This is a genomic window from Pseudomonas sp. S2_F07, assembly GCF_054668325.1.
The window spans coordinates 5,285,090-5,304,267 of the sequence record NZ_CP162758.1 but is presented as its reverse complement, the minus strand read 5'-3'; the positions used below and the strand labels follow the sequence as shown (position 1 = coordinate 5,304,267).

Annotated in this window: 17 protein-coding genes; 9 read left to right on the top strand and 8 right to left on the bottom strand. The window is 61.0% G+C overall.

Going from position 1 to position 19,178, the window contains the following annotated elements; all coding sequences use genetic code 11:
• The first annotated feature begins 127 nt into the window (after positions 1-127).
• Positions 128-883: an L-ornithine N(alpha)-acyltransferase gene (olsB, locus tag AB4O40_RS23985; protein WP_046041475.1), complete on the top strand. Its 756-nt coding sequence runs from the start codon at positions 128-130 to the stop codon at positions 881-883.
• Positions 883-1,674: a lysophospholipid acyltransferase family protein gene (locus AB4O40_RS23980; RefSeq protein ID WP_223541654.1), complete on the top strand. Its 792-nt coding sequence runs from the start codon at positions 883-885 to the stop codon at positions 1,672-1,674. Before olsB ends, AB4O40_RS23980 begins: the two co-directional genes overlap by 1 nt.
• A 138-nt stretch (positions 1,675-1,812) precedes the next feature.
• Here AB4O40_RS23980 and AB4O40_RS23975 read toward each other — a convergent pair whose 3' ends face one another.
• Entirely contained in the window at positions 1,813-2,391 is a 579-nt protein-coding gene (locus AB4O40_RS23975; RefSeq protein ID WP_223541655.1) for an acyl carrier protein phosphodiesterase, read from the bottom strand.
• A 170-nt stretch (positions 2,392-2,561) separates the two neighbouring features.
• Between AB4O40_RS23975 and AB4O40_RS23970 the strand changes: the two genes are divergently transcribed.
• From AB4O40_RS23970 to AB4O40_RS23960, 3 genes are read left to right on the top strand one after another with little or no spacing between them, the layout of a single operon-like run.
• Positions 2,562-2,864 carry an ArsR/SmtB family transcription factor gene (locus tag AB4O40_RS23970; RefSeq protein ID WP_007983055.1) on the top strand — a complete coding sequence of 101 codons (303 nt, stop codon included), beginning with the start codon at positions 2,562-2,564 and terminating at the stop codon, positions 2,862-2,864.
• A 28-nt stretch (positions 2,865-2,892) separates the two neighbouring features.
• A complete protein-coding gene (locus AB4O40_RS23965; RefSeq protein WP_056720782.1) occupies positions 2,893-4,062 on the top strand; it encodes an MFS transporter in 1,170 nt (389 codons plus the stop codon).
• 21 nt (positions 4,063-4,083) lie between these two features.
• Positions 4,084-5,133 (top strand): alkene reductase, encoded by a 1,050-nt coding sequence (locus tag AB4O40_RS23960; protein ID WP_056720785.1) that lies wholly within the window; start codon positions 4,084-4,086, stop codon positions 5,131-5,133.
• A 260-nt stretch (positions 5,134-5,393) separates the two neighbouring features.
• Here the strand turns inward: AB4O40_RS23960 and emhR are convergent, their stop codons facing one another.
• The gene (gene emhR / locus AB4O40_RS23955) at positions 5,394-6,026 is read right to left on the bottom strand and encodes an efflux system transcriptional repressor EmhR (RefSeq protein ID WP_223541656.1); all 633 of its coding nucleotides are present in this window, start codon (positions 6,024-6,026) and stop codon (positions 5,394-5,396) included.
• A 265-nt stretch (positions 6,027-6,291) separates the two neighbouring features.
• Here emhR and emhA point away from each other — a divergent pair, with 265 nt between their 5' ends.
• From emhA to AB4O40_RS23935, 4 genes are all read left to right on the top strand, one after another.
• Positions 6,292-7,449 carry an efflux RND transporter periplasmic adaptor subunit EmhA gene (gene emhA, locus AB4O40_RS23950; protein ID WP_056720789.1) on the top strand — a complete coding sequence of 386 codons (1,158 nt, stop codon included), beginning with the start codon at positions 6,292-6,294 and terminating at the stop codon, positions 7,447-7,449.
• A 3-nt stretch (positions 7,450-7,452) separates the two neighbouring features.
• Complete coding sequence (emhB, locus tag AB4O40_RS23945) at positions 7,453-10,617, top strand: efflux RND transporter permease subunit EmhB (RefSeq protein WP_056720791.1); 3,165 nt, start codon at positions 7,453-7,455, stop codon at positions 10,615-10,617.
• Positions 10,614-12,074 carry an efflux RND transporter outer membrane subunit EmhC gene (emhC, locus tag AB4O40_RS23940; RefSeq protein WP_056720793.1) on the top strand — a complete coding sequence of 487 codons (1,461 nt, stop codon included), beginning with the start codon at positions 10,614-10,616 and terminating at the stop codon, positions 12,072-12,074. The genes emhB and emhC overlap by 4 nt, the downstream gene beginning before the upstream one ends.
• 339 nt (positions 12,075-12,413) lie before the next feature.
• A complete protein-coding gene (locus tag AB4O40_RS23935) occupies positions 12,414-13,673 on the top strand; it encodes an OprD family porin (RefSeq protein WP_056720795.1) in 1,260 nt (419 codons plus the stop codon).
• 95 nt (positions 13,674-13,768) lie between these two features.
• Here AB4O40_RS23935 and pcaC read toward each other — a convergent pair whose 3' ends face one another.
• The 6 genes from pcaC to pcaH form a co-directional block, all read right to left on the bottom strand.
• Complete coding sequence (gene pcaC / locus AB4O40_RS23930; RefSeq protein ID WP_056720797.1) at positions 13,769-14,161, bottom strand: 4-carboxymuconolactone decarboxylase; 393 nt, start codon at positions 14,159-14,161, stop codon at positions 13,769-13,771.
• Between the two features lie 10 nt (positions 14,162-14,171).
• Entirely contained in the window at positions 14,172-14,963 is a 792-nt protein-coding gene (gene pcaD / locus AB4O40_RS23925; protein WP_056720799.1) for a 3-oxoadipate enol-lactonase, read from the bottom strand.
• A 12-nt stretch (positions 14,964-14,975) separates the two neighbouring features.
• Complete coding sequence (locus AB4O40_RS23920) at positions 14,976-16,340, bottom strand: 3-carboxy-cis,cis-muconate cycloisomerase (protein ID WP_056720801.1); 1,365 nt, start codon at positions 16,338-16,340, stop codon at positions 14,976-14,978.
• Between the two features lie 45 nt (positions 16,341-16,385).
• On the bottom strand, positions 16,386-17,690 hold the full coding sequence (locus tag AB4O40_RS23915; RefSeq protein ID WP_056720803.1) for an MFS family transporter: 1,305 nt from the start codon (positions 17,688-17,690) through the stop codon (positions 16,386-16,388).
• Positions 17,691-17,882: 192 nt separating this feature from the next.
• Positions 17,883-18,449, bottom strand: a complete 567-nt coding sequence (pcaG, locus tag AB4O40_RS23910; protein WP_056720804.1) for a protocatechuate 3,4-dioxygenase subunit alpha — start codon at positions 18,447-18,449, stop codon at positions 17,883-17,885.
• Between the two features lies 1 nt (position 18,450).
• Positions 18,451-19,155, bottom strand: coding sequence for a protocatechuate 3,4-dioxygenase subunit beta (gene pcaH / locus AB4O40_RS23905; protein ID WP_056720805.1), 705 nt, complete (start codon positions 19,153-19,155; stop codon positions 18,451-18,453).
• Between the last annotated feature and the right edge of the window lie 23 nt (positions 19,156-19,178).

Here is a 19,178-nt window from a genome sequence, read left to right as displayed (position 1 = left end):
TATAAGCATCACCAAAGCTTAATGGCGATGACACCGGGGCTACATAGCCTGACTTTGCACAACACGGCTAGACAAGTCGATTCGCTGTAGCCCAAAGACAGGTGAGCAGCCCGCACGGAGATTCGCCATGACTCAGATCGCCCGCATCAGCGACACCGGCAACGAACGCCGCCTGCAAGCCGAACGCCTGGTGGGCGCCGAGGCATTGCAGGAGGCCCAGGCCTTGCGCTTCAACGTGTTCAGCGGTGAGTTCAACGCCAAGCTCAAAGGCGCGGAACTGGGTCTGGACATGGATGACTACGACGTTCACTGCGCCCACATCGGTGTGCGTGACCTGAATACCGGCCGTCTGGTGGCGACCACCCGTTTGCTCGACCACACGGCTGCCAGCAGCCTGGGCAAATTCTATAGCGAAGAAGAATTCAGCCTCCACGGCCTGGTGCACCTGCAAGGCCCGATCCTGGAAATCGGTCGCACCTGCGTCGACCCGGCCTACCGCAACGGCGGCACCATCGCCGTGCTCTGGGGCGAACTGGCCGAAGTCCTGAACCAGGGCGGCTACAGCTACCTGATGGGTTGCGCGAGCATTCCGATGCAGGACGGCGGTGTACAGGCCCACGCGATCATGCAGCGTCTGCGCGAACGCTACCTGTGCACCGAACACCTGCGCGCCGAACCGAAAAACCCGCTGCCGAGCCTGGCCATCCCTTCGAACGTGATCGCCGAAATGCCACCGCTGCTCAAGGCCTACATGCGCCTGGGCGCCAAGATCTGCGGCGAGCCATGCTGGGACGAAGATTTCCAGGTCGCCGACGTGTTCATCCTGCTCAAACGCGACGAGCTGTGCCCGCGTTACGCCAAACACTTCAAGGCGGCTGTGTAATGAGCCGGCTGCGGGTGTACGCGCGAATCGCGCGAGTGCTGCTGGTGGTGACGCTGGGCCTTTGTATGGCCAGTGTGTTCGGGCTGTTCGAGCGCCTGGGCCTGGCCCACTCGATGGCGCGTCGTCAGCGCTGGTCGCGTTTTTTCATGGCCCGCCTGAGCAACGCCCTGCCCTTCGACGTGACCGTCCACGGCGAGCTGCCGAAGACGCCGATGCTGTGGGTCAGCAACCACGTGTCCTGGACCGACATCCCGTTGTTGGGGATGCTCACGCCGCTGTCGTTCCTGTCCAAGGCCGAAGTGCGCACCTGGCCGGTGGCAGGCTGGTTGGCGGCCAAGGCCGGCAGCCTGTTTATCCGCCGTGGCTCGGGTGACAGCCAGTTGATCCGCAAGCAGATGACCCGTCACCTGGAACAGGCACACCCCCTGCTGATGTTTCCGGAAGGCACCACCACCGACGGCCGTTCGCTGCGTACTTTCCACGGCCGCTTGCTGTCCGCCGCCATCGATTCCGAAGTGGCGATGCAGCCGGTGGCGATTCGTTATGTGCGCGACGGCCAGCCTTGCGCGCTGGCGCCGTTCATTGGCGACGATGACTTGCTTTCGCATCTGATGCGCTTGTTTGCCAATGACCGTGGCGGCGCGGAGATTCATCTGCTCAAGCCAATCGCTTGCGAAGGTCGGGAACGCGCGGCCCTGGCGTTCGAGGCACAGCAGGCGGTGCAGAAGGCGTTGTTTGGAGCTGTCGCAGAACCTCAGCGCGCACCGATGCGCCCTGCCATTGCGGCTTGATTCAATCTCCGATTCACCGAAGTACCCTGTGGGAGCGGGCTTGCTCGCGAAAGCGGTGTATCAGCCGATATCAATGTCGCCTGATACTACGCCTTCGCGAGCAAGTCGGATCGCCGCACCGCCGCTCCCACATTGGTTTTATGGTGTTGGATAGTTCCGGGCAAAATCCTGTAGCTGCGGATAGAACAACCTGAAGTCCTCGCTCAACGGTTCATACAACCGCCGCAACTCCTGCATCGCCGCCGCCAGTTCTTCCGGCCGGGTCAGGCGCCGCGAGATCCCGCGCAACACCTGCTCCAGCACTTCGAATTCCTGATACGAACCCAGCCAGTCATTGGCCACCATGTGCGGCGCAATCTTCGCCAGCCGCTCCGGCAGTTGTCGTTCGCTGGACAGCACCCGGTACACGTCTGAAGTGAACAGCTCCAGCGGCCGGTCGGCGTACAGAGTCCAGTCACGAGCCAGGCAATGGTCGAAAAACACGTCGAGCACGATCCCCGCGTAGCGACGACGGGTCAGGGAAAAACGCGACAACGCGACGTCCACCAGCGGGTGGCGATCGGTGAACACGTCGATGCTGCGGTGCAACTGGATAGCCACCTCGATTTCCGGAGCGAACTGCCCTTGCAGCCGTCCCTTGACGAAATCGCCATACAGACTGCCGAGCAATTGGCCAGGACGCTGGCCACCGAGGTGAAGATGTGCGAGATAGTTCATGGGCGCAGCTTAGCACTGCCCCCTTGTCTTGTTACACTCACCATATCGTTATAACTCGATATACCGAAACGTGAGCTGGTCAGAGCCAAATCATATTTGTATATCGCGAAATACCGATTTAAAGTTCGCCTCATCGCGATATAGCGTTTTAAACATCACGAGCCCACATCATGACCATCAATCTCGACGAAATAATAAAAGCCCTGGCACACCCAGTACGGCGAGAAATCCTGCACTGGCTCAAGGACCCGACCGTCGAATTTCCCGACCAGTCCCATAGTAACGAGCACGGCGTTTGCGCCGGGCAGATCGATCAACGTTGCGGCCTGTCGCAGTCCACGGTGTCCGCACACCTGGCGACCCTGCAACGCGCCGGCCTGATCAGCAGCCGTAAAGTCGGCCAGTGGCATTTTTTCAAACGTAACGAGGAAACCATTCAGGAGTTCCTCAAAACCTTCAGTAAAGAGCTCTGACCCTTAACGGCCGACAAGGAATTAAACAATGCCCCTCTCGCTACTCATCCTGGCCTTGAGCGCCTTCGCCATCGGCACCACCGAGTTCGTCATCATGGGCCTGCTGCCCAACGTGGCGGCTGACCTCGGTGTGTCGATTCCCGGTGCCGGCTGGCTGGTGACCGGTTACGCCCTGGGCGTGGCCATCGGTGCGCCGTTCATGGCGCTGGCCACCGCCAAACTGCCGCGCAAGGCAGCCCTGGTGGCGTTGATGGGCATCTTCATTGTCGGCAACCTGCTTTGCGCAGTCGCCGGCGACTACAACGTCCTGATGTTCGCCCGTGTGGTCACCGCCCTGTGCCACGGCGCCTTCTTCGGTATCGGTTCGGTGGTAGCCGCCGGACTGGTGCCTGCGAACAAACGCGCTTCGGCCGTGGCCCTGATGTTCACCGGCCTGACCCTGGCCAACGTCCTCGGCGTACCGCTGGGCACCGCCCTCGGTCAGGAAGCCGGCTGGCGTTCGACCTTCTGGGCCGTGACCGTGATCGGTGTGATCGCACTGATCGGCTTGATCCGCTTCCTGCCGGCCAAGCGTGATGAAGAAAAACTCGACATGCGCGCCGAACTGGCCGCACTCAAGGGCGGCGGCATCTGGCTGTCCCTGAGCATGACCGCGCTGTTTGCCGCGTCGGTGTTCACCCTGTTCACCTACGTCGCCCCGCTGCTGGGTGAAGTGACCGGCGTCTCGCCCCGTGGCGTGACCTGGACCCTGATGCTCATCGGTCTGGGCCTGACGGTCGGCAACATCATCGGCGGCAAGCTGGCCGACAAAGGCATGGCCGCGACGCTGATCGGCGTGTTCATCACCATGGCCGTGGTGTCCACCGTGCTGACCTGGACCAGTGTCGCGCTGATCCCGACCGAAATCACCCTGTTCCTCTGGGCCACCGCGTGCTTCGCCGCCGTACCGGCGCTGCAAGTGAACGTGGTGACCTTCGGCAAGGCCGCACCGAACCTGGTGTCGACCCTGAATATTGGCGCTTTCAACATCGGCAACGCCGTGGGTGCCTGGGTCGGCGGCAGCGTGATCGCCCACGGCTTCGGCCTGACCAGCGTGCCCCTCGCGGCAGCCGTACTGGCGGTACTCGCCCTGCTGGTGACCCTGATTACTTTCCGTCAGAGCGGCAATCCCGATCTGGCCCCAGCTACTTCTAACTGATCTCCAAAAGAGAGCCATTAAATGACGACTATTTTCGATCCGATCAAACTGGGCGACCTCGAGTTGGCCAACCGCATCATCATGGCGCCACTGACCCGCTGCCGCGCCGACGAAGGTCGCGTGCCCAACGCGCTGATGGCCGAGTACTACGTGCAACGCGCCTCCGCCGGCCTGATCCTCAGCGAAGCCACTTCGGTCACGCCAATGGGCGTCGGCTACCCGGACACCCCGGGCATCTGGTCCAACGATCAGGTGCGTGGCTGGTCCAACGTGACCAAGGCGATCCATGGCGCGGGCGGCAAGATCTTCCTGCAACTGTGGCATGTGGGTCGCATTTCCCACGGTTTGTACCTGAACGATGAAGCCCCGGTCGCCCCGAGCGCCATCCAGCCCAAGGGCCACGTCAGCCTGGTGCGTCCGTTGGCCGACTTCCCGGTGCCGCGCGCCCTGGAAACCGCTGAAATCGCCGACATCGTCGACGCTTACCGCGTCGGTGCCGAGAACGCCAAGGCCGCCGGCTTCGACGGTGTGGAAATCCATGCCGCCAACGGTTACCTGCTCGACCAGTTCCTGCAAAGCAGCACCAACCAGCGCACCGACAACTACGGCGGCTCCCTGGAAAACCGTGCCCGCCTGCTGCTGGAAGTGACTGACGCGGCGATCGAAACCTGGGGGGCCGGCCGTGTGGGCGTGCACCTGTCGCCACGCGCCGACCTGCATGACATGGGTGACGACAACCTGGCCGAAACCTTCACCTACGTCGCTCGCGAACTGGGCAAGCGTGGCATTGCCTTCATCTGCTCGCGGGAGAAAGAAGGTGCCGACAGCCTCGGTCCACAACTCAAGGAAGCCTTCGGCGGCCCTTACATTGCCAACGAGCGTTTCACCAAGGACAGCGCCAACGCGTTGCTCGCCAGCGGCAAGGCCGATGCAGTCGCATTCGGCGTACCTTTCATTGCCAACCCTGACCTGCCGGCACGTTTGAAGGCTGATGCACCGCTGAACGAAGCGCGCCCGGAACTGTTCTACGCCCCGGGTCCGGTTGGTTACATCGACTACCCGACGCTGTAATCGACAACTGTTGAAAACCAAAAGCCCCGACTCGAAAGAGCCGGGGCTTTTTAATATGTGACGGTTTGACACTATCCCCACGATCATCGGCAGGTACTCACAGCACTCGACACAAATTCACTACAAATTACTGAGCTTGCTACCTGTCAACCTGCCGAGTGTAAGTATATAAAAGCACCCCATTGTGGAAGGGCGCGTGAAGAACTGTTCATCTTCGGCTTCAACGGTTGACACACAAGGCGCCGATTACGCATTTTGCTTTATTTGCGCAGGCTGGGGCTAAAGCGCAACAGATCCAGACCGGTATCGACCCAACGCTCGGCTTCGGCGTGCAATTCAAAACTGTCGGGGGCCAGCAGCCACTGGTACAGGATGCCATCAATATAAGCATGCAAGCTGATCGCGGCGCGGGCAGTGTCGAGGTTTTCCGGCAACTGGCCACGGTTCACGGCATTGCTCAGGGCCAGGCCGATCCGCACATTACATTCGAGGCTGGCTGACACCCGTTGTTGGCGCAGATCGCACATTTCATTGGTGAATTCGCACTTATGAAAAAGAATCTCGTTAATGCGTCGGGTTTTCGGGTCCAGCGCAATTTGATGAAACAAATGAATCAACAGCTTGCGCATGCAGCCCAGGGGATCGAGTTCGTCTTCGCTCTCGCTGGCCTTGGCCATTTCTTCCAGCGGCTCATGCAGGGTGTCGAGCATGGCCTGCACCAGATCCGCCTTGTTGCTGAAATGCCAGTAGATGGCCCCTCGAGTGACGCCGGCCAGGGTCGCGATGTCCGCCAGGGTGGTGCGCGCCACGCCTCGCTCGTAAAAGGCCTTTTCGGCCGCCACGAGAATTTGCGCGCGGGTTTCCTGAGCTTCCTCTTTGGTACGACGGACCATGGCAGTACAACCTCAATCAGGGTGCTTCAGCGATGCCTGAACATCGGCTGAATAAAAGTGGGGCGAACGTTCTGGGGGGGCGTCCCCGGCCTACAATTTCAACCTTTCAACGGCTTGTGTAACGGCGCGGGTACATAGCCTGGGTATTTACAAACAGCCATGTACGTAAGTATATTCCTTAGCAAGCTACTTATCCACTCGGCAAACATTTTTCAACCTTCCACCTTTCTAGTGCGCACCTTGCGCGCCTGACCCGAGGATTTTCATGCAATTCAAGCCAGCTGTTACCGCTCTGGTCGCCGCCGTCGCCCTGGCATCGCTGCTCAGCGGATGCAAAAAGGAAGAGGCAGCACCGGCCGCCCCACCGCCTCAGGTCGGCGTCGTGACTCTGCAACCGCAAGCTTTCACCCTGACATCCGATCTGCCAGGCCGTACCAGTGCGTTCCGCATTGCCGAAGTCCGCCCGCAGGTCAACGGCATCATTCTCAAGCGCCTGTTCAAGGAAGGCAGTGACGTCAAGGCCGGCCAGCAGCTCTATCAGATCGACCCGTCGATTTATGAAGCAACGCTCGCCAGCGCCGAAGCCAATCTGCGTTCGACCAAGTCGATTTCCGACCGCTACAAGCAACTGGTCGACGAACAAGCCGTAAGCCGTCAGGAATACGACACTGCCGTGGCCAATCGCCTGCAATCGGAAGCCGCGCTGCAGACCGCACAGATCAACGTGCGCTACACCAAGGTCTATGCCCCGCTGACCGGCCGCATCGGCCGCTCCTCGGTGACCGAAGGCGCGCTGGTCAGCAATGCCCAGGTCGACGCGATGGCGGTGATCCAGCAAATCGACCCGATCTACGTCGACGTGACGCAGTCCTCGGTCGAGTTGCTGCAACTGCGCCGTGAGCTGGAAAGCGGTCGCCTGCAAAAGGCCGGCGATAACGCAGCCTCGGTCAAGCTGACCCTCGAAGACGGCAGCGAGTACAAGCTGGACGGCAAGCTGGAGTTCTCCGAAATCTCGGTTGACCAGACCACCGGTTCTGTCACCCTGCGCGCCATCTTCCCGAACCCTGAGCACACCCTTCTGCCTGGCATGTTCGTGCACGCCAAGTTGCTGGCCGGTGTGAACAGCGCGGCGATCCTGGCCCCGCAACAAGGCGTGACCCGCGATCTCAAGGGGACGCCAACCGCACTGGTTGTCGGCCCGGACAACAAGGTCGAACTGCGTCAACTCAAGGCCAACCGCACCGTCGGCAACCAATGGCTGATCGAAGACGGCCTGAAGGCCGGCGATCGCCTGATCACCGAAGGTCTGCAATTCGTCAAACCCGGCATCGAAGTCAAGGCCAGTGAAGCGACCAACGTAGCCGCAAAGAACCCGGCCCCCGCCCAGGCAGCTGATAAAGCGTCTGGCGGCAAAGGGGAGTAAACCATGTCGAAATTTTTTATCGACCGTCCGATTTTCGCCTGGGTAATTGCCCTGGTGATCATGTTGGTCGGGGCACTATCGATCCTCCGGTTGCCGATCAACCAGTACCCGAGCATTGCGCCTCCGGCGATTGCGATCTCCGTGACCTACCCGGGTGCTTCGGCACAAACGGTTCAGGACACCGTGGTTCAGGTGATCGAGCAACAGCTCAACGGTATCGACCACCTGCGTTATGTCTCGTCGGAAAGTAACTCCGACGGCACCATGACCATTACCGCGACCTTCGAGCAAGGCACCAACTCCGATACCGCGCAGGTTCAGGTCCAGAACAAGCTGAACCTGGCCACCCCGCTGCTGCCGCAAGAAGTGCAGCAACAGGGTATCCGCGTCACCAAGGCGGTGAAGAATTTCCTGTTGGTGATCGGCGTGGTGTCGCGTGACGGCAGCATGACCAAGGACGACCTGTCCAACTACATCGTGTCGAACATGCAGGACCCGATCTCGCGGACCGCCGGTGTCGGTGACTTCCAGGTGTTCGGTTCGCAGTACGCCATGCGTATCTGGCTCGACCCGGCCAAGTTGAACAACTTCAACCTGACCCCGATCGACGTCAAGACCGCTATCGCCGCGCAAAACGTCCAGGTGTCGTCCGGCCAGCTCGGCGGCCTGCCTGCCCTGCCCGGCACCCAGCTGAACGCAACCATCATCGGCAAGACCCGCCTGCAGACCGCGGAGCAATTCGACAAGATCCTGCTCAAGGTCAACAAGGACGGCTCCCAGGTTCGCCTCAAGGATGTCGCCGAAGTCGGTCTGGGTGGCGAGAACTACAGCATCAACGCCCAGTTCAACGGCGCCCCGGCTTCCGGCCTGGCGGTGAAACTGGCCACCGGTGCCAACGCTCTCGACACCGCAAAAGCCCTGCGCACGACCATCGACAGCCTCAAGCCCTTCTTCCCTGAAGGGATGGAAGTGGTGTTCCCGTACGACACCACCCCGGTGGTGACCGAATCGATCAAAGGCGTGGTTCACACCCTGGTCGAAGCGGTCGCGCTGGTGTTCCTGGTGATGTTCCTGTTCCTGCAAAACTTCCGCGCCACCATCATCACCACGATGACTGTGCCGGTGGTATTGCTCGGTACGTTCGGGATCCTCGCGGCCGCCGGCTTCAGCATCAACACCCTGACCATGTTCGGCATGGTGCTGGCCATCGGCTTGCTGGTGGACGACGCCATCGTCGTGGTGGAAAACGTCGAACGGGTAATGAGCGAAGAAGGCCTGTCGCCCAAGGAAGCCACCAAGAAATCCATGGGCCAGATCCAGGGCGCACTGGTCGGTATCGCCCTGGTGCTGTCGGCGGTTCTGTTGCCGATGGCGTTCTTCAGCGGCTCCACCGGTGTGATCTACAAGCAGTTCTCGATCACCATCGTCTCGGCCATGGCCCTGTCGGTACTGGTCGCGCTGATCTTCACCCCGGCGCTTTGCGCCACCATGCTCAAACCGATCCCGAAAGGCGAGCATGGTGTACCCAAGCGTGGTTTCTTTGGCTGGTTCAACCGCAATTTCGACCGCGGCGTTCGCGGCTACGAACGCGGTGTCGGCAATATCCTGCAGCGCAAGATCCCGTATCTGCTGGCGTACCTGCTGATCGTGGTGGGCATGATCTGGCTGTTCACCCGCATTCCAACGGCGTTCCTGCCGGAAGAAGACCAGGGTGTACTGTTCGCCCAGGTGCAGACCCCGGCCGGCTCCACGGCCCAGCGCACCCAGGTGGTGGTGGATGAAATGCGTGAATTCCTGCTGCGCCCTGGCAAGGATGGCGGCGAAGGCGATGCGGTGAACTCTGTGTTTACCGTGACCGGCTTCAACTTCGCCGGCCGTGGCCAGAGTTCGGGCATGGCGTTCATCATGCTGCGTCCGTGGGACGAACGTAACGCCGACAACAACGTGTTCAAGGTGGCGGCCCGTGCCCAGCAGCACTTCTTCACCTTCCGCGATGCCATGGTGTTCGCCTTCGCGCCACCAGCGGTACTGGAACTGGGTAACGCCACCGGTTTCGACGTGTTCCTGCAGGACCGTGCCGGTATCGGCCACGAAAAACTGATGCAGGCGCGCAACCAGTTCCTCGGCATGGCGGCGCAAAGCAAGATCCTGTCCCAGGTCCGTCCGAACGGCCTGAACGACGAACCGCAATACCAGTTGGAGATCGATGACGAGAAGGCCAGCGCCCTGGGCGTGACCATCGCTGACATCAACAACACGTTGTCGATTGCCTTGGGCAGTAGCTACGTCAACGACTTCATCGACCGCGGTCGTGTGAAGAAGGTTTACGTGCAAGGCCAGCCCGGTGCTCGCATGAGCCCTGAAGACCTGCAGAAGTGGTACGTGCGTAACGCCACCGGCACCATGGTTCCGTTCTCGGCGTTCGCCAAGGGCGAGTGGATCTACGGTTCGCCGAAACTGGCCCGTTACAACGGCGTGGAAGCGATGGAAATCCTCGGCGCCCCGGCTCCGGGATACTCCACCGGTGAAGCCATGCTCGAAGTCGAAGCCATCGCCAGGAAACTGCCGGCGGGTGTCGGTATTTCCTGGACCGGCCTGTCGTATGAAGAGCGTCTGTCCGGTTCGCAAGCACCGGCGCTGTACGCCCTGTCGCTGCTGATGGTGTTCCTGTGCCTGGCGGCGTTGTATGAAAGCTGGTCGATTCCGATCGCGGTGATGTTGGTGGTGCCGCTGGGGATCATCGGTGCACTGATGGCCACTAGCCTGCGCGGTTTGTCCAACGACGTGTACTTCCAGGTAGGTTTGTTGACGACTATCGGTCTGGCGGCGAAAAACGCCATTCTGATTGTCGAATTTGCCAAGGAACTGCACGAACAAGGGCGTAGCCTGCGCGATGCAGCGATCGAGGCCTGCCGCATGCGTCTGCGACCGATCATCATGACCTCGCTCGCCTTCGTCCTCGGTGTGGTACCACTGGCGATATCCACGGGCGCAGGTTCCGGTAGCCAGCATGCAATCGGTACCGGCGTGATCGGCGGTATGATCACGGCGACTGTGCTGGCGATCTTCTGGGTCCCGCTGTTCTTCGTCACCGTGTCGTCCATAGGCCAGCGCAAAATCGCCGACCAGGATGATGCTACTGAAACTCCTAAAGAGGCTGGCCAATGAGCAAGTCGCTACTCTCCCTGGCAGTCGCCGCCTTCGTGCTCGGTGGCTGCTCGCTGATACCTGATTATCAGCAGCCCGAAGCGCCGGTGGCGGGCCAGTACCCGCAGGGCCTGGCATACTCGCCGGCCCAGGCACCGGCGCAAGCGGCTGCCGAGCAGGGCTGGAAGCAGTTTTTCCATGACCCGGCGCTGCAACAACTGATCCAGGTGGCCCTGGAAAACAACCGTGACCTGCGTGTCGCGGCCCTGAACATCGACGCGTTTGCGGCTCAATACCGCATCTCCCGTGCCGATCTGTTCCCGGCCGTCTCGGCCAACGGCACCGGCAGCCGTCAGCGGCTTCCGGCTGACGCTTCGCAGACCGGCGAAGCAGGCATCACCAGTTCCTACTCGGCAACTGTTGGCGTCAGCGCCTACGAACTCGACCTGTTCGGTCGGGTGCGCAGCCTGAACGAAGAAGCGCTGCAGAAGTACTTCGCCACGGAAGAAGGCCGCCGCAGCACGCAGATCAGCCTGGTGGCCAGCGTGGCCAATGCCTACCTGACCTGGCAGGCCGACAAGGAACTGTACAAGCTGACCCAGGACACCCTGGCTGCCTTCGAGGAGAGCTACAAGCTCACCGCCCGCAGCAACGAAGTCGGCGTCGCCTCGGCCCTGGACCTGGCGCAGTCGCGTACCTCGGTGGAAAACGCCCGTGCGCAACTGGCCAAGTACACCCGTCAGGTCGCCCAGGACGAAAACAGCCTGGTGCTGCTGCTCGGTACCGGCGTCCCGGCCAACCTGCAAGCAGCCAAACCGCTTGACGACGACCTGCTGAGCGACGTTCCGCCCGGCCTGCCGTCGGACCTGCTGCATCGTCGTCCGGACATCCTTCAGGCCGAGTACAACCTCAAGGCCGCCAATGCCAACATCGGCGCGGCGCGGGCTGCGTTCTTCCCGAGCATCAGCCTCACAGCCAATGCGGGCAGCCTGAGCCCGGACCTGTCCGGTCTGTTCAAGGGTGGCTCGGGCACCTGGTTGTTCCAGCCGCAAATCAACCTGCCGATCTTCAACGCCGGCGCCCTGAGCGCCAGCCTGGATTACTCGAAGATCCAGAAAGACATTGGCGTGGCGAACTACGAGAAGTCCATTCAAACGGCCTTCCAGGAAGTCGCCGACGGCCTGGCCGCCCGCCAGACCTACGTCCAGCAGTTGCAGGCGCAGAAAGATTTCGTCAATGCCAACCAGGACTACTACCGCCTGGCCGAGCGTCGCTACCGCATCGGTGTCGACAGCAACCTGACCTTCCTCGATGCCCAGCGTCAGCTGTTCAGTGCGCAACAGGTGTTGATCACCGACCGTCTGGCGCAGTTGGTCAGCCAGGTCAACCTGTACAAGGCCCTGGGTGGTGGCTGGAACGAACAGACGGCGAAGAACGAGCCGTTGAAAGAAGAAGCGCCGAAGATGAAGTACTTCTGATAGCGCTGTGAAAACACGAAGCCCACCGATTGGTGGGCTTTTTGTTGGCAGTCTGAAAATCTTTGTTGTCCGTTATGGCCGGCCAACACACCACAAAACCCGAATCAATCTTGCGTTCGATAATCGCCCAAAACACGTTTATTACGATTGAACCATCCAGTACATTCCACGCACCATCCGAACCACAAAACCAATAACAACAGGTTCGACACCATGCCCCCGCGCCCTGCCCTCTCCGGCTGACCCGCTTCGTTTTGTGCTGATTTCGAATATTCGTCTGCAACCCCGGGTTGCGGCATCACCGCGCTTTATCCCCAAGAATTAGAGAGACCCGAGCTCATGACGTCTTCCACCGCGCAGTATTTCGTTCCCGGCCTGATCGCCACCGCCCTGGCCAGCGCCGCCCTGCCCGCCTACGCCGAGGAGTCGGGTTTTGTCGAAGGGGCCAAGGTCAACCTGAACCTGCGCAACTTCTACATCAACCGCAACTTCACCAACCCGACCAAGGCTCAGGGCAAGGCTGAAGAGTGGACGCAAAGTTTCATCCTCGACGCCAAATCCGGCTTCACCCAGGGCACCGTCGGGTTCGGCATGGATGTGCTCGGTTTGTATTCGGTGAAGCTCGACGGCGGTAAAGGCACCGGCGGTACGCAACTGCTGCCGCTGAATCATGACGGTCGCCCGGCAGACAACTTTGGCCGCACCAACGTGGCGTTCAAGGCCAAGCTGTCGCAGACCGAAGTCAAAGTCGGCGAGTGGATGCCGGTGCTGCCAATCCTGCGTTCGGACGACGGTCGCTCGTTGCCGCAAACCTTCCGTGGTGGCCAGATCACCTCGAAGGAGATCAATGGCCTGACGCTCTACGGCGGCCAGTTCCGCCAGAACAGCCCACGGGACGACAGCAGCATGGATGACATGTCGATGACCGGCAAAGCCGCGTTCACCTCCGACCGTTTCAACTTTCAGGGCGGCGAGTACGTGTTCAACGACAAGCGCACCCAGATCGGTCTGTGGAATGCCGAGCTCAAGGACATCTACAGCCAGCAATTCATCAATCTGATCCACAGCCAGCCGATCGGCGACTGGACCCTGGGCGCCAACCTGGGTTTCTTCTACGGCAAGGATGACGGCAGCGCCCAGGCCGGCGAGCTGGACAACAAGACCCTGTACGGCCTGTTTTCGGCCAAGCACGGCGGCCACACCTTCTATGTCGGACTGCAGAAACTCACCGGCGACAACGCCTGGATGCGGGTCAACGGCACCAGCGGCGGCACACTGGCCAACGACAGCTACAACTCCAGCTACGACAATGCCCAGGAGAAATCCTGGCAAGTACGCCACGACTACAACTTCGCCGCCGTGGGCGTACCGGGCCTGACCCTCATGAACCGCTACATCAGCGGTGACAATGTGCACACCGGTAGCATCACCGATGGCAAGGAATGGGGACGGGAAAGTGAACTGGGCTACACCGTGCAAAGCGGTGCGCTGAAGGACCTGAACCTGAAGTGGCGCAACTCGACCATGCGTCGCGACTACAGCAACAACGAGTTCGATGAGAACCGCGTGATCATCAGCTATCCGATCAGCCTGCTTTAAAAATCAAAAGATCGCAGCCTGCGGCAGCTCCTACAGGTGTTCACTTACCCCTGTAGGAGCTGCCGCAGGCTGCGATCTTTTTTGAAGCTGCCACCCTATTCCCGCGACTCAACCCCCAACTCATCCCACACCGACTCGGCCAGGTGGAACGTCGCATTGGCCGCCGGAATCCCGCAGTAGATTGCACTCTGCATGATGACTTCCTTGATCTCGCCACGGCTCACGCCATTGTTGGCGGCGGCGCGAAGGTGCAGTTTGAGTTCGCCCTCGCGGTTCATGCCGATCAGCATGGCGATGGTGATCAGGCTGCGGGTGTGGCGCGGCAGGCCCGGGCGGGTCCAGATGTCGCCCCAGGCGTGGCGGGTGATCATTTCCTGAAACTCCGAGTTGAACTCGGTCAGGGCGGTCAGGCTGCGGTCGACGTGGGCGTCGCCGAGGACCGCGCGACGGACTTCCATCCCCTCGTCGTAACGTTGTTTCTCATCCACAGGAAAACCCTCAGTCAGCCGACAGGAACGCCAGCACGCGCTCGCTGAACGCATTGCCTGCCTGGACGTTGGACAAGTGCGCGGCGTAGAACTCGGCGTACTCGGCCCCGTGCACATGCTCTTGAATAAAGTGCCCACCGGACGGTGGCGTTACCGCATCTTCACTACCGGCAATCACCAGCAACGGCACCTTGATCGAAGACAGCTGATCGCGGAAATCGGCATCGCGCACCGCCCCGCAGTTGGCCGCATAGCCTTCTGGCGAAGTGGCCGCGAGCATGTCGGTAATCTGCTTGGCTGCCGCCGGGTTGGCTTCGGAGAAATCCGGGGTGAACCAGCGGGCAATCGACGCATCGCGCAGGGCAACCATGGCCGCCTGTCCATCGCGCAGCACCATCTCAATGCGCGGGTTCCACACCGACGGATCGCCGATTTTTGCCGCTGTGTTGCACACGATCAGTTTGTTCAGGCGCCCGCCGGCATTGATCCCCAGCCACTGGCCGATCAACCCGCCCATGGACAATCCGCAGAAATGCGCGCGCTCGATGTGCAAGGCATCCAGCAAGGCGAGCACGTCGCGGCCCAGTTGCTCGATGCTGTACGGGCCCGGCGTCACCAGCGATTGGCCGTGACCACGGGTGTCGAAACGCAGCACGCGAAAATGCTCAGTGAACGCCGGGATCTGCGCGTCCCACATGTGCAGGTCCGTGCCCAGGGAGTTGGACAGCACCAGCACCGGCGCATCGACCGGTCCATCGAGTTGGTAATGCAGTTCGCCCTCGGCGAGTTGTACAAAAGCCACAGCAAGTCTCCTTCAGGCAGTCAATGCAGAATGTTCAGCCACCGCCCGCTCGACCCAGGTCTGGGCCTGACCGAGATAGTGGGCGGGGTCCAGCAGATGATCGAGTTCAGCCGCCGACAGCTCGGCGGTCACTTGCGGTTCGTCGCCGAGGACCGCGCGCAGGTGACGTTGTTCGGCAACGGCGCGTTTGCAGCATTGCTCCAGCAGATGGTGCGCGGTATCGCGCCCAACCCGCTGCGCGAGGACGATGCTCACCGCTTCGGCGAGCACCAGGCCCTGGGTCAAATCAAGGTTGCGAGCCATGCGCCCGGCATCCACTTCCAGTCCTTTGGCGATCAACAGCGCTTGCTGCAGGCTGCCCGACACCAGGCAGCAAATCTCCGGCAGGGTTTCCCACTCGGCATGCCACAGGCCCAGGCTACGCTCGTGTTCCTGAGGCATGGCGCTGAACAGCGTCGACAGCAGACCCGGCACACGCGTCGCCGCGCCAATCAGCACCGCCGCGCCCACCGGATTACGCTTGTGCGGCATGGTCGAGGAACCGCCCTTGCCCGGCGCCGAGGGTTCGAACACTTCGGCGGCCTCGGTTTGCATCAACAGGCTGATATCACGCCCAAGCTTGCCGAGACTGCCGGCGATCAGGCCGAGCGCGGCGCCGAACTCCACCACGCGATCACGCTGGGTGTGCCACGGCTGATCGGGCAAGGTCAGTTGCAGCTCTTCGGCCAGCGCTTGGGCAATCGGCATGGCCTGCTCGCCAAGGGCCGCCAGGGTTCCGGACGCGCCGCCAAATTGCAGCACCAGCACACGCGGCTTGAGTTCGGCCAAACGTTGACGACTGCGGGTCACTGCCCCCAGCCAGCCGGCGACCTTCATGCCAAGGGTGACCGGCGTCGCATGCTGCAGCCAGGTGCGTCCGGCCAATGGCGTGGTCGCGTAGCGCTGGGCCTGGGACGCGAGGGTCTGCCCCAGTTGTGCCAGGTCGCCTTCGATCAGTTCCAGCGCGCGGCGCAGTTGCAGCACCAGGCCGCTGTCCATCACGTCCTGGCTGGTCGCGCCCAGATGTACATAGCGCTCAGCTTCGGCATCGGTGGCCGCGATCTGTTTGCCCAGCGCCTTGACCAACGGAATCGCCGAATTCCCGGCCGTGGCAATCGCCTCGCCCAACGCCGCAAAGTCGTAAAGCCCGGCACGGCAAGCCGCTTCAATCGGCGCGACAGCACTCGACGGAATCAACCCTGCCCGCGCTTCGGCCCGGGCCAGTGCCGCTTCGAAATCGAGCATGGCCTGGACCCGGCCCTGATCGCAGAACACCTCACGCATATCGCGGGCAGTGAAATAGGCATCGAACAATTGATTGCCCGGTCGCTGGTTCATAAACAGTTCCTGAAGGCGCGGGCCTTTGCGACCCGCGCGTGAAGATCAAAGGTCTTGCTGCAGATACTTCGGCTGTTTCGGCAGGCGCAGGCTGAACAGGAATGCCACCGCCATCATCACCGTGACGTACCAATAGAAGGAGTTTTCCATGCCCACGGCCTTGAGGCTCAAGGCCACATATTCCGCCGAACCACCGAAGATTGCATTCGCCACCGCATATGCCAGGCCGACACCCAGTGCACGCACCTCGGGCGGGAACATCTCGGCTTTCACCAGGCCACTGATGGAGGTGTAGAAACTGACGATTGCCAGCGCCACGGTAATCAGCACGAAGGCCAGGAATGGACTGGTCACGCTTTTCAGGCTCAACAGGATCGGCACGGTGAACAGCGTGCCGAGGGCGCCGAACCAGAGCATCGAGTTACGCCGGCCGATCTTGTCGGCGAGCATGCCGAAAATCGGTTGCATGCACATATAGAGGAACAACGCGCCGGTCATGATGTAGCTGGCGGTCTTGGCCGGCATGCCGGCGGTGTTTACCAGGTACTTCTGCATGTACGTGGTGAAGGTGTAGAAAATCAGCGAGCCACCGGCGGTGTAACCGAGCACGGTGATGAACGCGGCTTTATGGTCGCGAAACAACGCGCTGATGCTGCCGGCATCCTTGTTTTCGCGCATTTCCTTGCTGGTGGTTTCTTTCAGCGAACGACGCAGATACAGCGAAACCAGCGCCGCCATGGCACCCACCACGAAGGGAATCCGCCAGCCGTAGGCACGCAGGTCATCTTCGGTGAGGAACTGTTGCAGGATCACCACCAGCGACACCGCGAGCAACTGGCCGCCGATCAGGGTCACGTACTGGAACGAGGCGAAGAAACCGCGCTGGCCCTTGAGCGCCACTTCACTCATGTAGGTCGCGGTAGTGCCGTACTCACCGCCCACCGACAAGCCTTGCAGCAAACGGGCGAACAGCAACAGGATAGGTGCCCAGACCCCGATGCTGTTATAGGTCGGCAGGCAGGCGATCAGCAGCGAGCCGAAGCACATCATCAGAATCGAGATCAACATCGAATTCTTGCGTCCGTGCTTGTCCGCCAACCGCCCGAAAATCCAGCCGCCAATCGGTCGCATCAGGAACCCGGCGGCAAACACGCCAGCGGTGTTGACCAGTTGCACCGTGGGGTTATCGGACGGAAAAAAGGCCGGTGCGAAATAGATCGCACAGAAGGCGTAGACGTAGAAGTCGAACCATTCGACCAGGTTGCCGGACGAGGCACCGACAATGGCGAAGATCCGCTTCTTGCGTTCTTCGCCGGTATAAAGAGCTATGGACGCAGTGGGTGTTGTCATTGTTTTTTCACTCTTTGGGGACAGTGAGAGTCTAGACACACTTAGCAACACTCCCGTTCCACAATACGTCAGCAACAAAAATCCACTGTGGGAGCGAGCTTGCTCGCGAAGGCGTAGTGTCAGTTGATAAAAATGTTGCCTGACATACCGCTTTCGCGAGCAAGCCCGCTCCCACAAGGGGATGGTGTTCACTTAATAGTCGAAGAACACCGTCTCGGCATCGGTGCCCTGCAGAATCACGTTCCACTGGTACACACCCGCCGCATCCCGCTTGGCCAGCAGCGTATGGCGACGCTCGGCCGGCACGCATTCCAGTAACGGATCGTTGACGTTGGCGGCTTCGCCATCAAAGTAAATCCGCGTCAGCAAGTGCTTGACCAGGCCACGGGCAAACACCAGTACCACCAGGTGCGGAGCCTGGGTCGTGCCTTTGAGCCCCTCGACCGTACCGGGCTTGATGGTGGTGAAACGAAAACGCCCTTCGGCATCCACCGGCACCCGGCCAAAGCCTTCGAAGTTCGGGTCCAGGGGTTTGTCCTGGTCGTCTTCCGGGTGGTCATACTTGCCGGCGGCGTTGGCCTGCCAGACTTCCAGCATCGCGTCGTTGACGATGTCGCCATTGCCATCGACCACTTGCCCGGTGATCGCCACCCGTTCGCCCAGGGTTTGTTCGACGGTCAGGTTTTCGCGGTTCAGCCAGGTCAGGCCGATGTGGTAGTACGGCCCGACGGTGTGGGACGTGGTAGCAGTCAGCGTCATCTTATTTCTCCATCGGCGTGGCGTCGCGGCCGCGCAAAACGATGTCCCAGCGATAACCGAGGGCATAGGAAGGGATGGTTTTTTCCAGATCGAACGCGGCGATCAAGCGCTCCTTGGCACTGGTATCGGGCACGCAGTTGTAGATCGGGTCGTACGCCAGCAACGGGTCGCCCGGGAAATACATCTGCGTCACCAGACGCGTCAGGATGCTCGGCCCGAACAGCGAGAAATGGATGTGCGCCGGGCGCCACGCGTTGTGGTGGTTGCCCCACGGATAGGCACCAGGCTTGATGGTCTGGAACTGGTACCAGCCATCGGCATCGGTCACGGTGCGGCCGGTGCCGGTGAAATTCGGGTCCAACGGTGCGTCGTGCAGGTCGCGGGCATGGGCGTAGCGACCGGCGGCGTTGGCCTGCCAGATCTCCACCAGAATCCCGGGCACCGGCAGACCGTTTTCATCCAGCACGCGACCGTGGATGATGATGCGCTCACCCTGTGGCTGTCCCTCGTGCTGGGCGGTCAGGTCGCTGTCCTTCTCATTGACGCGCTCGGCGCCGATGGTCGGACCGGTAATTTCCGACAACGAATGCGGCAGGAACACCAACGGTTTCGACGGCGAGCGCAGGTTGGTTGATTGGTAGGTCGGATGCAGATACGGCGGTTGAGTGCCTTCCTGCGGACGACGGTAACCAGGCTTGTCAGTCATGAAACATTCCTCAGTTCTTATAA